The sequence below is a fragment of the Glaciimonas sp. OK215 genome, assembly GCF_057787885.1.
On sequence record NZ_CM173544.1, the window covers coordinates 4,280,298 to 4,293,577 of the forward strand.

Sequence of the window (13,280 nt, forward strand, 5' to 3'; positions counted from 1 at the left end):
GTGTTTGCTGGGCGACTGCTACGCAGTAGCCCAGTTTTTTTCCATTACAGCACAACTCAATCATGCATTCTTTACTCGAGCCTTACCTAGCCCGCTCTTTTTCGGACGACAATCACGCCAACTTTGAAGTTCTATCAGCCAGCGCCTGCCATGGCGGACTTCAGGTCTTTCTAAAGCATTCTTCACAAAAAATCGGCCTTCCCATGCGCTTAGGAATTTATCTTCCGCCGCAGGCTGCATACCGTCGCGTGCCGGTACTGTACTACCTAGTGTAGTGTTTCATTCTTGATGCTTCGTATTGAAATTACGCACTTAAAAGGCTATTCTTTCGTATCTGATAGGAGAGTGCCAGTGCGAATTGCGACCGAGCTTGTGTTGACTACCGAAGAGCATGCGGAACTTGCGGCGTTGATTCGCTCCGGTCTCACCAGTGTGAGGCTGGCGCTGCGCGCGCGCATTGTGCTGCTGGCGGCCGAGGGCGTGCAAAACAAGGACATTGCTGTGGAACTTGGCGTGGACCGTGGGCAGGTCAGGCGCTGGCGCGAACGCTACGCGCAATTTCGCCTGTCGGGCATTGAGCGAGATCTGCCGCGCGGGGCACCGCCGGTGAAGGTCGATGTTGCCCGCTTGGTTACGCTGACGACAGAGACCACACCCGAAACTGCGACGCATTGGAGCACTCGCAAGATGGCAGCCGAACTTGGTGTCAGTGCCGCCAGCGTATCTCGGCATTGGCGAGCCAAGGGTTTAAAGCCGCACCTTGTGCGCGGCTTCAAAGTTTCGCGCGATCCAAAATTTGTCGAAAAGCTCGAAGATGTAGTGGGGCTGTATTTGTCGCCTCCCGAGCATGCGATCGTGTTGTGCTGCGACGAGAAAAGCCAAGTGCAGGCACTTGATCGCACGCAGCCGGGCTTGCCGCTGAAGAAGGGGCGCGCAGCGACCATGACGCACGACTATAAACGCAATGGCACGACCACCCTGTTCGCCGCGCTGAACGTACTCGATGGTCAAGTCATCGCCCAATGTCAGCAACGCCATCGTCACGAGGAATGGCTACGCTTCCTTCGCAAGATCGACCGTGAGACACCGAAGGGAAAGACGCTGCACCTTATCTGCGACAACTACGCCACGCACAAGCATCCCAACGTGCAATCATGGCTCGAAAAACATCCGCGCTTCAACATGCATTTCACGCCGACATCGGCATCATGGTTGAACATGGTGGAGCGGTTCTTCCGAGATATTTCGGAGAATCGCCTCCGACGCGGGGTGTTCACCAGTGTGCCGGAATTGACCGCAGCGATTGAGCAATACGTCGCTCATCACAACGCCAATCCGAAGCCATTCATCTGGACCGCAACGGCCCGCGACATCCTACAAAAAGTGATTCGCGCAAACAGCCGATTAAGCGGCAAACAGAATGCAACACTACACTAGCTGGTCTTACCTGTACCGAAGAAACGTTCTTTACAAAAGGCCAAGCCGCGGCGTTAGCCTCGACATTGGGAATGGCGCTCGTCTCTCCAGACACGAGTCCGCGAACTGCAAACATTGACGGTGAGGCGGACGATTGGACTTTCGGCCTTGGCGCAAGTTTTTATGTAGATGCTACCGAATCACCTTGGTCAACCCATTTTCGGATGTACAGCTACGTGACCAGCGAGTTACCTCAACTTGTCGCATCACACTTCCGCGTCGATTCCGAACAACAAGGCATTTCCGGTCATTCGGTGGGCGGTCACGGCGCCCTTGTCTGTGCTTTGCGCAACCCTAAGATTTTTCGTTCTGTTTCAGCCTTTGCCCCGATGATAAATCCGATGCAATGCCCGTGGGGCCAGAACGCGTTCAAGCGCTATCTAGGTTCCAATCAGAGCGACTGGCTCCAGTACGATGCGACCGAATTGTTCCGCCAACGTGGCTATCCAGGACGGATACTCATTGATCAGGGCGGTGCCGACAAATTTCTACAGGAGCAGCTGCAGCCATCCGGTTTGCCGGGCGCGGCGAGTGAATTCAACCAGACAGTCAACTTCCGGCTACACGCCGGCTATGACCATAGTTACTACTTCGTGAGCTCATTTATGGAAGATCATCTCCGGCACCATTACAATTCATTGTCGGATAAGACGCATGAAGCTGTAACCGCGCTGGCTTGAGCGCGACAAATGACAGCTTTCAGTCCCAAGCAGCCGGTGGCACTCTGGACAAACATTCATTCACATCATCGAAGCCACCAGGCCGGCTGTAATCAGCCATACCGTTTCCGAGGCTATGTCATTGCTATTTGAGCGCCCGGCTTTGGCCGGATAGGCTAAACTAGGTGTCCAAGGAGCCCAGGCAAAACAATGACAGCCGCTGCGGCGTTCTAACTATGGGTTCCGCTCGCGGACCGGCCAAACCAGGAGGAATTCATGACGTTCAAACGACAAGTTCTTGCGGCCGTGGCACTTACGGTCGCGTCCATAGGATCGGCCAGCGCGCAGGCTCCGCTCATCGAGAAGAATGTATCGATGAAAATGGCGCTGGCCATTATAGAAGGTACGCTCGCGCAATGCGCGAAGGACGGCTACAAGGTTTCCGTGGTGATCGTGGACAATGCCGGATTGGTGCGCGCGTCGCTGCGCGGAGACGGCACCAGTCCGCATACCATGGAATTCGCGCGCAAGAAAGCTTACACGGCCCGTGTGCGGGGCCAAACCTCGCTCGAATTTATGAAGCTGACCGACGATCCTGCCAGCGCAAACTTGCGTCAGATTCCCGATGTCGTCACCATCGGCGGCGGTGTCCCGATCAAGATCGGCAACGTCACGATCGGCGCGGTTGGCGTCTCCGGCGCCCCCGGCGGCGAGAAGGACGAAGTCTGTGCCAATGCCGGCATCGCCAAGGTAGCCGATCAACTGAAGTGAAGGAACCCGGCCTGATTGATACTGTGACCCCGGCATTCGGGGCGCTTGCACTTTTGGGTTCAACAGCGTTGATCGAAATCGTGTTGCCGCGTCACAATTAACGTCAATTTTGCGTCAGCTGTGGAAGACGAAATTTCACGGGAACCTCAGTTCCATCTCACCTCCGTTCGAGTTAAACTCAAAAACAGAAGGTGGCAGGTGCCGGTAAATCACCTGACCACTGCAATCCGGGGTACGAGTCAGTTCGGCAGGCCACGTTAAAGACGAGGTCAAGCCGCCATCGCAATGCCCGTTAAAGCTGCCTCTTATTTCTTTACGCTGCTACTCGTCATTTATTTGCACGCAATACGCCATGGATGATTTGCCCTTCAAAATCTTGCTATATCGATACTTTTTCTTTGGCTGGCTGTTCCTGGACGCCAGCAAGGGCAATTTGTACGAGCGGTCCGCGGCGTGGCGGCACAATCAGGTGCAGGCCAGATGGCTGACTACGTACCTGAGGCGATGGCTTTTCGTGGGCGTCATGATGTATGGACTTGGCGCTGTCTGCGAGACACTTCTGCATGCGCAAATGTTGTCTGCATTCTTTTTTGTTCCAATGGCCGTCAGCGTATCCATTAATACAGTTATCGGGGCGCTGATACTTGGTTTTAAATCATGGTCAGGCCCGCTTTAGCCCGGCGTTTTCATCTGCTGCCTTATCCCACAGGCGTAGATAGCCGTTCTTCCTGCCGAGAGTGATATCGGCGCATCTCGCCAGGTGCCGTCTCCTGCCCTGACCATTTAAGCCGCAATAGACCTGCCGGCAGCGCTACGCCGTTTTAAGGCTTACACTGTTGGCAGGAGTACAGCTATGCCTATCAGCACGCTAAATACAGAACAGCCAAACCCTCGCAGCCGCAATTTCGACCGGCTAAGCAGCCTGGAGATGGTGCATCTCATCAACCAGGAAGATCAGGCTGTGATCGATGCAATCGCCCTCGAAGCTGAGCATATCTCGCTCGCGATAGATTTAATCGTTTCGAAAATGCGTCTTGGTGGTCGTCTTGTCTACATTGGGGCCGGTACGAGCGGCAGGATCGGCGTCCTTGATGCGTCGGAATGCGCGCCGACGTTTGGTTTAAGGAACGACCTTGTAACAGGGATTATTGCCGGTGGCGATGATGCGCTCAGACACGCGGTTGAAGCAGCGGAAGACAACGAGGCGGCGGGAATCGCGGACCTGAAGGCAATTCATCTTAACAGCACAGACGTTCTGGTTGGCCTGGCTGCAAGCGGCAGAACGCCGTATGTGCTTGCTGCCCTGCGCTACGCACGCCAGATCGGCGCGGCGACGATTGGCGTCTCGTGCACATCCGCATCCAAGTTCAAACAAGAGGCTGACATCAGCGTTACGCCGGTGGTCGGTCCCGAAGTGCTCACCGGATCGACGCGCATGAAAGCTGGAAGCGCCCAAAAAATGGTGCTCAATATGTTTTCGACGTGCGCCATGGCACAACTGGGAAAGGTCTACGGGCACTGGATGGTGGACATGCTCGCTACCAACCATAAATTGATCGAGCGTAGCAAAAATATCATTACACGGCTGACCGGAGTCACTGAAGAGGCCGCACGCACCACGCTTCTCGCGTGTAACGGGAATGTAAAACTAGCGCTTTTTACGCTGATGAGTGGATTATCCCAGCACGATGCAAGAACCCGGTTAGAGGCAGTGGGAGGAAATGTCAGACTCGCCCTGGAGCGTGTCAGCCGCAATCGATAAACACTGAACCGGGAGCCTGTCAGACGGTCGTCTGCCCAGATCGCTCAGGAAGTTACGTGTGCGCCCAGACACCCCCATATAATATTTCATGACTACCCCATGTCCCGCCGCCGACACCTGGGAGGACTTCCATCCCGCTGTCGCTGCCTGGTTCCGCGGCACCTTCACCAGCGCGACGGAGGCGCAACAACGCGCCTGGCCGCTGATCCGCAGCGGGCGCCCGACCCTGGTCGCGGCGCCAACCGGATCAGGCAAGACCCTGACCGCTTTTTTGGCGGCCATCGATGCGCTGGTTTGCGAAGGCATTGCGCACGGAGGCGTACTACCGGACGCAACTACCGTGGTCTATGTTTCGCCGCTGAAAGCGCTGTCTAACGATATCCGCGTCAATCTTCAGGCGCCGCTAGAGGGCATCACCCGCGAACTGGCCCGCATGGGCCTGCCCGATCCCGGCATCCGCACGGCGGTGCGCACGGGCGACACCACTGCGCACGAACGCCAGGCGATGCGCAAGCGCGCGCCGCACATCCTGGTGACCACCCCCGAATCCCTGTATGTGCTGCTCTGCTCCGATAGCGGTCGCGCCATGCTGGCCAGCACGCGCACCGTCATCATCGACGAAATCCATGCCGTGGCCGGCAGCAAGCGCGGCAGCCATCTCGCGCTCAGCCTGGCGCGCCTGGACGCGCTGTGTTCCCGACGCCCTACCCGGATTGGCCTGTCGGCGACTCAGAAGCCGCTGGACGCGGTCGCGCGCTTTCTGGTCGGACGCTCCAGGGATGGTGACTGCGGCGACTGCGCCATCGTCGACGTCGGCCACATCCGCCGGCGCGATCTGGCGCTCGAGCTGCCCCCGGTACCGCTCGAAGCGGTCATGGCCAACGACGTCTGGGAGCGGGTCTATGACCGGATGGCGGAACTGGCGGCGCTGCATCGCACAACACTGGTGTTTGTCAACACGCGGCGCATGGCCGAGCGCGCCGCGCGTCATCTGGCCGATCGCCTCGGATCCGTGGCGGTCGCCGCTCATCATGGCAGCCTCGCCAAAGAACACCGGCTGGATGCCGAACAGCGGCTTAAGCGCGGCGAACTGCGGGTATTGATCGCCACCGCCTCGCTGGAGCTCGGTATCGATATCGGCGACGTCGATCTGGTCTGCCAGGTCGGCTCGCCACGCAGCATTGCAGCCTTGCTGCAGCGCGTGGGCCGCTCCGGGCACCACGTGGGCGGCATGCCCAAAGGCCGGCTGTTCCCCACGTCACGCGATGACCTGATCGAGTGCGCGGCGCTGCTCGATTGCGTCAGACGCGACGAACTTGATGCGCTGCGCATCCCGTGCGCGCCGCTGGATGTCCTGGCGCAGCAGATCGTCGCCGAGGTCGCCTGCCAGGAATGGAACGAAGATGCGCTGTTCTCCCTGGTCCGCTGCGCCGAACCCTACGCAGAACTGGAGCGTGCGCGCTACGACGCGATCCTGCGGATGCTGGCCGAAGGCTATACCGGCCGCCATGGCGTGCGCGGATCCTATCTGCACCGCGACACGGTCGCCGGCACGCTGCGCGGCCGGCGCGGCAGCAAGCTGACCGCAGTGACGTCCGGCGGCACGATTCCAGACAACGCCGACTACACGGTGTGGCTGGAGCCACAGGGGCACGCCATCGGCACGGTCAATGAAGACTTCGCCGTAGAAAGTCTGGCCGGCGACGTTTTTCAGCTGGGCAATACCTCTTACCGCATCCTGCGAGTGGAGGCCGGGCGAGTGCGTGTCGAGGACGCGCACGGCGCTGCGCCCAACATCCCGTTCTGGCTGGGCGAGGCGCCCGGCCGCAGCGACGAACTGTCGGCCGGCGTCGCGCGACTGCGCGCAGAGATCGACCGGTTGCTCTCAGGCAAGGCCGGCGCCTTGGCCGCGCGGGATACCGGCGCGGCGGCGAATAGCTCCGACTCACCCGCGAGCGGGGACGCAACCACGTTGAACGCTGCCATCGACTGGCTGGTAGAGCGCGTCGGCATCGACGCTGGCGCAGCACGCCAGATCGTCGAATATCTGGCACGCGCCCGCGCCGCGCTGGGCGCGCTGCCGACGCAAGACACCCTGGCGATGGAGCGCTTCTTCGACGAATCGGGCGGCATGCAATTGGTGCTGCATTCGCCATTCGGCAGCCGCATCAATCGCGCTTGGGGGCTGGCGCTTCGCAAGCGGTTTTGCCGTACCTTCAATTTCGAACTGCAGGCCGCCGCCACCGAAGACGCAATCGTCCTGTCGCTATCGACCAGCCACAGTTTCGCGTTGGACGAAGTATGGCGCTACCTGCGCTCCGGCAATGCCGAGCATCTGCTGATCCAGGCAGTGCTCGACGCACCGCTGTTCAACGTGCGCTGGCGTTGGAACGCGACGACCGCATTGGCCCTGCCGCGCTACGTCGGCGGACGCAAGGTCGCGCCGCAATTGCAGCGGATGAAAAGCGACGATCTGCTGGCGGCGGTATTTCCGGATCAAGCGGCCTGCCTCGAGAACGTGGTCGGCGAACGCGAACTACCCAGTCACCCGCTGGTCGATCAAACCATTGAAGACTGCCTGCACGAAGCGATGGACAGCGACGGCTGGCTGGCGCTGCTCAGGCGCATCGAACAAGGACAGCTGAAGCTTATCGCGCGCGACCTGCCGGCGCCGTCGCCGCTGGCCATGGAAATACTCAACGCGCGTCCGTATGCTTTCCTCGACGACGCGCCGCTGGAAGAACGCCGCACCCAGGCCGTGCTTAGCCGTCGATGGACCGATCCCGCTGCGGCCGACGATCTGAGCGCGCTGGATGCGGACGCGATCGCCAGCGTGCGTGAGGAAGCGTGGCCGCGCGTGCGCGATGCCGACGAGATGCACGAAGCGCTGATGAGCCTGGCCTGTGTGACGCAAGCCGAGGCAAGCCAGCAAAACGGTTGGCCCGACTGGCTGGACACGCTGGCGCGCGGCGGCCGGGCGACACAGATGCAGATCGGTGGCGGCGCTATCTTGTGGGTGCCGGTGGAGCGCGTGGACTGCCTGCGGGCAGCCTACCCGCAGGCAGACTTCGCCCCGGCGCTAAAGGTCCCGGAAAGCTGCCGCAGCGCCTGGGACCGGGACGACGCGATCATCGACATTGTGCGCGCCAGGCTGACCGGATTCGGACCCCAGCCCCTGTCCGAGATCGCGCAGGCGCTCGGACTGCAAGCGGCCACCGTGGCCGCCGCGCTGGCGCGCCTGGAAACCGAAGGCTATATCCTGCGTGGCCGCTTCACACCAAGTGCTGCGTCCGAGGAGTGGTGCGAGCGGCACCTGCTGGCGCGCATCCATCGCTACACTATCAAGCGCCTGCGCCGCGAAATCGAACCGGTCGAACGGCAGGATTTCATGCGTTTCCTGTTCGACTGGCAACACCTGGCTCCGGATGGTCGGCGGCAAGGACGTGACGCGCTGCCGCAGATCATCGCCCAATTGGAAGGATTTGAAGCCGCAGCCGGCGCCTGGGAAAGCGACATGCTTCCCGCCAGACTAGGCGACTATTCAACGTCATGGCTGGACGACCTGTGCCGCGCCGGGAAGGTGGTCTGGACCCGGATCGCGGGGCCGCTGCACGCAGCCGGCGGCCCGCTGCGCAGCACGCCGATCGTTCTGCTGCCGCGGCGCCATCTGGGCATCTGGAATGCCCTGCCAAACCTGGATGGGCAGCCCGAGATATCGGCGCGGGCCCAGCGCGTTCATGCCGCACTGCTGCGCGACGGTGCGATGTTCTTCGATGAACTACTCACCGATACGCGTTTACTGCCGACTGAACTGGAAAATGCCTTGGGCGAGCTGGTCTCGACCGGCCTCGTCAACGCCGATAGCTTTGCGGGGCTGCGCGCGTTGCTGTTACCGGCCGCAAAACGTGCAAGGCATGCCACGCGCCGGCATCGTGGCGGGGCCATGCCCGGCATGGACGAGGCTGGCCGCTGGGCACCGGTGCGCCGCGCTGCCCCCAGCGTCGGCGTCAGCCCGGTGGCCGTCCCCGGCAGGAAGCCGCGAACGGATCCGCGCGCGCTCGAACACATCGCGCTGGTGTTGCTGCGGCGCTACGGCGTCGTGTTCTGGCGCCTGCTGGAACGGGAAGCCGGATGGCTGCCGGCATGGCGCGAACTGCTGCCGGTCTTGCATCGTCTCGAAGCCCGCGGAGACATCCGCGGCGGGCGTTTCGTCGGCGGCCTGGCCGGTGAGCAATTTGCATTGCCGGAAGCGATCCCGCTGCTGCGCGAAGTCCGCAGGCGGCCTGCCGACGGCAGCCTGGTCTGTATCTCGGGAGTCGATCCGCTCAACCTGTGCGGGACCCTGCTGCCTGGAGAAAAAATCCCGGCACTGACCGGCAACCGCGTGCTGTTCCGCGACGGCCTGCCGGTTGCGACGATGATCGCGGGGAAGACACAGTATATGGTCGAGTTGGAGCCGCCCGACAGGGAACAGGTGCGCGCCGCGCTGGTCGGGCGCCACTGAATGTCGGTTGCGGTCAGCAAACCTAGCTAGACACCTCGACCAGTAATCAGACGCAGCAATACCATGACCACGGCGACCACCAATAAAATATGAATGAAGCCACCGAGGGTGTAGGACGTGACTAGGCCAAGCAACCACAAGATGAGCAAAACGACGGCAATTGTATATAACATGATTTTTTTCCTCCTATAAGTAACGTTATGCAATGCCGTATTAGCGTAGGCGCGCGCGTTTTCGCGCGGTATAGGACAATGTGTGATTCTCGCGTAGGACATCACGCGCATCTTCGTCGTCGCCATCATGGCGCCAGCGAGGAACGCCGACATAGTATTACGTTGCCTTGCCGACTCCGCGTGCAATTACCGCGCTTTTGGGATCACGACCAAGTTCCAGCGAGGTCCGATCCCACTTCGCCAAGTTGGCGGCGGCTTCGTAGGTCGTCTGCAAAAAGTCGAGAAGCGTGGAATCCGGGGAATTCGATTGCCGGACCACATCGTACGGCAGAATGAACTCCCGAAAATCGGGACTGTAGAACGCGGCGCCAGGCTTGACCGGCGCCACCGGGAAGCCGGCTGGCTCCGGGTATGCATACGAATAAAAGGCGGCGTAGGGAATCATCCCTCCACCAGGCCAAAACCCGCAGCTGCTTACCTCGTGCGAGTAGGCCTCTCGCGTCACTCTGTCCGGCAGGTTCGGAATGCCGCCGGGATGTTCCGGCGCTCTTCGCCCGGAAAAACGGGTGACGGCGAGGTCGGGGGCGCCCCAGAAAAAGTGCACAGGGCTGCATTTGCCGATGAAGCGAGCGCGAAACTCTGTGAAAACCCGGTCAGCTTGTACAAGAATGCGCCAAAACCGATTGGCATACTCACCATCATATGCGCAGCGAATTTCGTCTTGGTCGAAACGGACAGCGTCAGCAACTTCGTTGGGTTTCGGGTAAATCTTTACCTGCAACTCGAGCTTCGCCAACTCTTGCATCAGTCGCGTGTAGAAAGTCGCCACCGACTGTGGTTCGAGCGCAAAACCACCGCTACCGCCGTCGCTCGAGTTGACCGCAAGCCAATGCTTCACGAAGTCAAAATCGATCTGGAACGTTCGATTGCCATACTGGATGGTCGACGTCGTGAGCCCTGTGGCCGTGACATACAGCGTGACATGCCAGCTATGATTGACCCAGGGACTTTGGGCTAGCCGGACTTTGCCGACGATCTGGGTCCACCTGTGCAATGTCGCATAAGTCTCGCTCCAAGCCTCGAAGGGCAGGCTTGGCCATGCTTCCAGATCCGGCCCGGTAAGAACAGTCATCGGTGCTCCTCCTCACAACAGGCCCGGCATATCAACCGGCCTCTTCTGACCCGCCCCAGTGTATCTATCACTGCGCATGCAGGGCAGAAAAATCCGCTTGGCCATCTCGGCTTTTCCAGGTACGCCGAGCACGCTTCGTCACCGGAAAACCAGTCTTCGAACTCAACCCGATTCTTCTGGTGGTCACGACCAGCGACGAGGTTGATTTCGCTCATGTACCCATTATCGTAAATGTGGCGCCAAATGGATAGCCCTTACATATTCGTGCGCCAGCGCACACACAGTACTCGCTTTGGCATGTATTTTGCCCAGACTGATATTAAGTAATGGCAGCAATTGCGAACCGCCTCCAGCGGAGGAGCCCAAGTTTGAAAATTGACGTTCTAATACATCCATTGCAGTTTTAAGGATTTGATCCCTTCAGGAGGGTTGTTATGAAATGGGCAGGTATGTATCTCGTTGGTTTTATTGTCCTGATTGGCGGTCTTCTGGCAGCGCTCTGGAAATTGGGTATTCTGGCCAGCATCGGCACAACGTGGACAGTGATCGGAGTCGTGATCGCGATCGGCATTGGCATCATGCCGACAGCATCGCTAGTCGGCATAACAGAAGCGCGATAATTTAGAATTTGAATATGGTGTTGAGGCTGACCAGATCTACATCTGGCTTGCCGTTGTTGAACCAACTCACCTTGGAGCGTTCCCATTCACCGCGAACACCCCATTGTTTGTTAATGTCGTACTGATGAGGGGGAATGAGATAAAGGTACGGGGATAGCCGAGATAAATGGGAACAACTGGGATGATATGGGAGAAGTTGGGATAGCCGAAATAAAAAAGAGTTACAGAATTGAGCAATGCGAAACGGGCCGTCGAAAGGCCCGTTTGTTATTCTGGAAACAGATCGTCTTGCCGACGTGCCAACTCTTCTAGTCGGATGGCTTTGACGATTTTGTATATCCACTGGAGCGACACGCCGAATTTGCGGGCTAGTTCGCTGTGGTTGGTGCCGTTGAATTCGGCGTAGATCACGTGATCCCTTTGGGACAGCTTATAGGACAGACCCATCGGGAAATAGATGTTTTGACCACCCCAGTGGCTGGCCATGCGATCGACGATCTCGCGGCCAAGCTGTTCCGCCTTGTCTTGTTCGATTTTGCCATTCTCGGTCAAGATAACGGCGACGTGCTGAGCGAGGTCAACTAATAACTCTGGGCCTTTGCTGCGAAATTCACCTCTCATGTAGCCTCCTGCTGTAAGCGGTCAAGCAGCTGCTGCGCAACTGTCTTGGTGATGCTCTTCGTGCCAAACCATAAATGCGCCAAATTCGAGAGGATCGACGATGGCACGCGGCCTTGCGCAAACAGCACAGCAGCCAGCTTCTGCAACCTGCGTTCATCGCGCCAGCGCCATTGCTTCAGCTTTTCAATCGAGGTCTGCGCTTGTGCGCCGGTGAGCCACTGCAAGGCGTCAACGTCGGTTTCGCGCTTGATCCATGCGGCCAAAGCCGCCTCGCTCGGATCGTTGACGTAGCCAAACGCATGCAGTTCTAGCCACAATCCACGGATCATTCTTGACTGTGCATCGTCGGCCTGGGCGCGATCTGTCGATTTGGAACGCACCTTGAAGCCTTTGCTCTTGAGGTGCTCCAACACCTTGGCCAGTTGTGGAATGCCCATCCTGGTAGTCGAGTCCGGCAATTCCAAACCTGCCAGCATGGCGCGATAGGTCGCATCATCCAGGCCGAGTTGCGATTTGGCTATGTGGATAAGTTGTATAAATTGCTGGCGGTTTTTCATTTGCGTCTTTATTTATTCAGGCGGCGGCAATGTCCAAACTGATCGGCACATACTGATCGGTGTCGCCGACCCGTTCATAAAACCGGATGTATTGCTTGCTGCCGACCACCTGGACCGACTCCGCAATGGCTTTCATGGCACGCAGCCAGCGCTCGTCGGTGATCTCCAGCCGACGCAGGCCAAGAATGCGGCCGGTATTCAGATTGCCTTCCTTGTCGGCCTGAAAGGCTTCTTGCACCAACACCTTGATTTCGGGGCTGCTGCCCTTGCTCCAGTCCGCAATGCATTCATCAACTAGCGCTTTCGCCGCCTGCAGGCGTTCGTCGAACATAATTTTGTCAGCGGTCGCCACCAGTATCTTGAATGCGCCATCGAACGTGAATAAGGTGACATTGCCCTTCTTGCCGCCAAGTTTTACTCCGTACTCTTCGCCGGAAAGTTGCACGAAGGCCGCTACGTCGCCGAATACGGTCGCTTTGAAGCCTGCGATGGCCTTGTGTAACGCCTTGGCCTTTTCCACCAGTTCCAGGACAAGTTTGTCCCGCGTGGCGTCAATGGGTTTAATCATCGACAAGGGAATCAAGTGCCCCCTCGCGTCTCGCTTATAGCCATCCAGAATTGTGGTATTCATGCGCTTTCCTTTCCATTCTTGGTTGATGTCTGACTACTACCTTCTGGCGATGGCTTGATCGGCTCTCTGGCAACAGCGCCTGAACCAACAACCTGAGCTGCCCCGTATCCAGCCAGGAACACCGCCGCCACAATCAACATCGCCCCCGCGCGGGTGCGCGCAAATTGTCTGATGCTCATAACACCCCCATATCCAAGTCCAACAGTCGGCGTTGCAAGCTGTACCGGCGCCGGTTGTTCGCCATGAACATCTCCCTGGCGCCGTCTTCCATTGTTTTCAGGTACATGCGCTCATGATGGACAGAGGCATGTATTTGCGCGTCGTGCCGATCAAGTTGCTGCAGCTGCCAGATCAACATTAGGCGCCGGAATGCC

At 58.8% G+C, this 13,280-nt stretch carries 14 protein-coding genes; 7 read left to right on the forward strand and 7 right to left on the reverse strand.

From position 1 onward, the window contains the following. The first annotated feature begins 351 nt into the window (after window positions 1-351). The 6 genes from AC3CHX_RS19745 (at window position 352) to AC3CHX_RS19770 (ending at window position 9,172) form a co-directional block, all read left to right on the forward strand. On the forward strand, window positions 352-1,437 hold the full coding sequence (locus AC3CHX_RS19745) for an IS630 family transposase (RefSeq protein WP_488629716.1): 1,086 nt from the start codon (window positions 352-354) through the stop codon (window positions 1,435-1,437). After that, window positions 1,404-2,156 carry an S-formylglutathione hydrolase gene (gene fghA / locus AC3CHX_RS19750; RefSeq protein WP_488644876.1) on the forward strand — a complete coding sequence of 251 codons (753 nt, stop codon included), beginning with the start codon at window positions 1,404-1,406 and terminating at the stop codon, window positions 2,154-2,156. Before AC3CHX_RS19745 ends, fghA begins: the two co-directional genes overlap by 34 nt. A gap of 255 nt (window positions 2,157-2,411) precedes the next feature. Continuing rightward, a complete protein-coding gene (locus tag AC3CHX_RS19755; RefSeq protein WP_488629717.1) occupies window positions 2,412-2,906 on the forward strand; it encodes a GlcG/HbpS family heme-binding protein in 495 nt (164 codons plus the stop codon). Between the two features lie 352 nt (window positions 2,907-3,258). Then, entirely contained in the window at window positions 3,259-3,582 is a 324-nt protein-coding gene (locus AC3CHX_RS19760; RefSeq protein ID WP_488629718.1) for a hypothetical protein, read from the forward strand. A gap of 177 nt (window positions 3,583-3,759) precedes the next feature. After that, the gene (gene murQ / locus AC3CHX_RS19765) at window positions 3,760-4,668 is read left to right on the forward strand and encodes an N-acetylmuramic acid 6-phosphate etherase (RefSeq protein ID WP_488629719.1); all 909 of its coding nucleotides are present in this window, start codon (window positions 3,760-3,762) and stop codon (window positions 4,666-4,668) included. Between the two features lie 88 nt (window positions 4,669-4,756). Further along, window positions 4,757-9,172 carry a DEAD/DEAH box helicase gene (locus AC3CHX_RS19770; RefSeq protein WP_488629720.1) on the forward strand — a complete coding sequence of 1,472 codons (4,416 nt, stop codon included), beginning with the start codon at window positions 4,757-4,759 and terminating at the stop codon, window positions 9,170-9,172. Between the two features lie 26 nt (window positions 9,173-9,198). On the opposite strand, the gene AC3CHX_RS19775 is transcribed toward AC3CHX_RS19770, so the two are convergent. The 3 genes from AC3CHX_RS19775 to AC3CHX_RS19785 all read right to left on the reverse strand — a co-directional run bounded on the left by AC3CHX_RS19775 (window position 9,199) and on the right by AC3CHX_RS19785 (window position 10,692). Beyond that, window positions 9,199-9,345 (reverse strand): lmo0937 family membrane protein, encoded by a 147-nt coding sequence (locus tag AC3CHX_RS19775; protein WP_488644877.1) that lies wholly within the window; start codon window positions 9,343-9,345, stop codon window positions 9,199-9,201. 157 nt (window positions 9,346-9,502) lie between these two features. After that, window positions 9,503-10,477, reverse strand: a complete 975-nt coding sequence (locus AC3CHX_RS19780) for a DUF5996 family protein (protein ID WP_488629721.1) — start codon at window positions 10,475-10,477, stop codon at window positions 9,503-9,505. Next, on the reverse strand, window positions 10,474-10,692 hold the full coding sequence (locus AC3CHX_RS19785) for a transposase (RefSeq protein WP_488629722.1): 219 nt from the start codon (window positions 10,690-10,692) through the stop codon (window positions 10,474-10,476). Before AC3CHX_RS19785 ends, AC3CHX_RS19780 begins: the two co-directional genes overlap by 4 nt. Before the next feature lie 219 nt (window positions 10,693-10,911). On the opposite strand from AC3CHX_RS19785, the gene AC3CHX_RS19790 reads away from it, so the two are divergent. Further along, the gene (locus AC3CHX_RS19790) at window positions 10,912-11,097 is read left to right on the forward strand and encodes a hypothetical protein (RefSeq protein ID WP_488629723.1); all 186 of its coding nucleotides are present in this window, start codon (window positions 10,912-10,914) and stop codon (window positions 11,095-11,097) included. 267 nt (window positions 11,098-11,364) lie between these two features. On the opposite strand, the gene AC3CHX_RS19795 is transcribed toward AC3CHX_RS19790, so the two are convergent. From AC3CHX_RS19795 to AC3CHX_RS19810, 4 genes are read right to left on the reverse strand one after another with little or no spacing between them, the layout of a single operon-like run. Continuing rightward, complete coding sequence (locus AC3CHX_RS19795) at window positions 11,365-11,718, reverse strand: Mor transcription activator family protein (RefSeq protein ID WP_488629724.1); 354 nt, start codon at window positions 11,716-11,718, stop codon at window positions 11,365-11,367. Further along, the gene (locus AC3CHX_RS19800) at window positions 11,715-12,275 is read right to left on the reverse strand and encodes a gp16 family protein (protein WP_488629725.1); all 561 of its coding nucleotides are present in this window, start codon (window positions 12,273-12,275) and stop codon (window positions 11,715-11,717) included. Before AC3CHX_RS19800 ends, AC3CHX_RS19795 begins: the two co-directional genes overlap by 4 nt. A gap of 16 nt (window positions 12,276-12,291) precedes the next feature. Then, window positions 12,292-12,906, reverse strand: coding sequence for a DUF3164 family protein (locus AC3CHX_RS19805; RefSeq protein ID WP_488629726.1), 615 nt, complete (start codon window positions 12,904-12,906; stop codon window positions 12,292-12,294). After that, window positions 12,903-13,085 carry a hypothetical protein gene (locus AC3CHX_RS19810; protein ID WP_488629727.1) on the reverse strand — a complete coding sequence of 61 codons (183 nt, stop codon included), beginning with the start codon at window positions 13,083-13,085 and terminating at the stop codon, window positions 12,903-12,905. The genes AC3CHX_RS19805 and AC3CHX_RS19810 overlap by 4 nt, the downstream gene beginning before the upstream one ends. Between the last annotated feature and the right edge of the window lie 195 nt (window positions 13,086-13,280).

Excerpts from the sequence above, each read along its gene's own strand:
- AC3CHX_RS19755 (WP_488629717.1), top strand. The coding sequence starts at position 2,412 with ATGACGTTCAAACGACAAGTTCTTGCGGCCGTGGCACTTACGGTCGCG.
- AC3CHX_RS19760 (WP_488629718.1), top strand. The coding sequence starts at position 3,259 with ATGGATGATTTGCCCTTCAAAATCTTGCTATATCGATACTTTTTCTTT.
- murQ (WP_488629719.1), top strand. The coding sequence starts at position 3,760 with ATGCCTATCAGCACGCTAAATACAGAACAGCCAAACCCTCGCAGCCGC.
- AC3CHX_RS19770 (WP_488629720.1), top strand. The coding sequence starts at position 4,757 with ATGACTACCCCATGTCCCGCCGCCGACACCTGGGAGGACTTCCATCCC.
- AC3CHX_RS19775 (WP_488644877.1), bottom strand. The coding sequence starts at position 9,345 with ATGTTATATACAATTGCCGTCGTTTTGCTCATCTTGTGGTTGCTTGGC.
- AC3CHX_RS19780 (WP_488629721.1), bottom strand. The coding sequence starts at position 10,477 with ATGACTGTTCTTACCGGGCCGGATCTGGAAGCATGGCCAAGCCTGCCC.
- AC3CHX_RS19785 (WP_488629722.1), bottom strand. The coding sequence starts at position 10,692 with ATGAGCGAAATCAACCTCGTCGCTGGTCGTGACCACCAGAAGAATCGG.
- AC3CHX_RS19790 (WP_488629723.1), top strand. The coding sequence starts at position 10,912 with ATGAAATGGGCAGGTATGTATCTCGTTGGTTTTATTGTCCTGATTGGC.
- AC3CHX_RS19795 (WP_488629724.1), bottom strand. The coding sequence starts at position 11,718 with ATGAGAGGTGAATTTCGCAGCAAAGGCCCAGAGTTATTAGTTGACCTC.
- AC3CHX_RS19800 (WP_488629725.1), bottom strand. The coding sequence starts at position 12,275 with ATGAAAAACCGCCAGCAATTTATACAACTTATCCACATAGCCAAATCG.
- AC3CHX_RS19805 (WP_488629726.1), bottom strand. The coding sequence starts at position 12,906 with ATGAATACCACAATTCTGGATGGCTATAAGCGAGACGCGAGGGGGCAC.
- AC3CHX_RS19810 (WP_488629727.1), bottom strand. The coding sequence starts at position 13,085 with ATGAGCATCAGACAATTTGCGCGCACCCGCGCGGGGGCGATGTTGATT.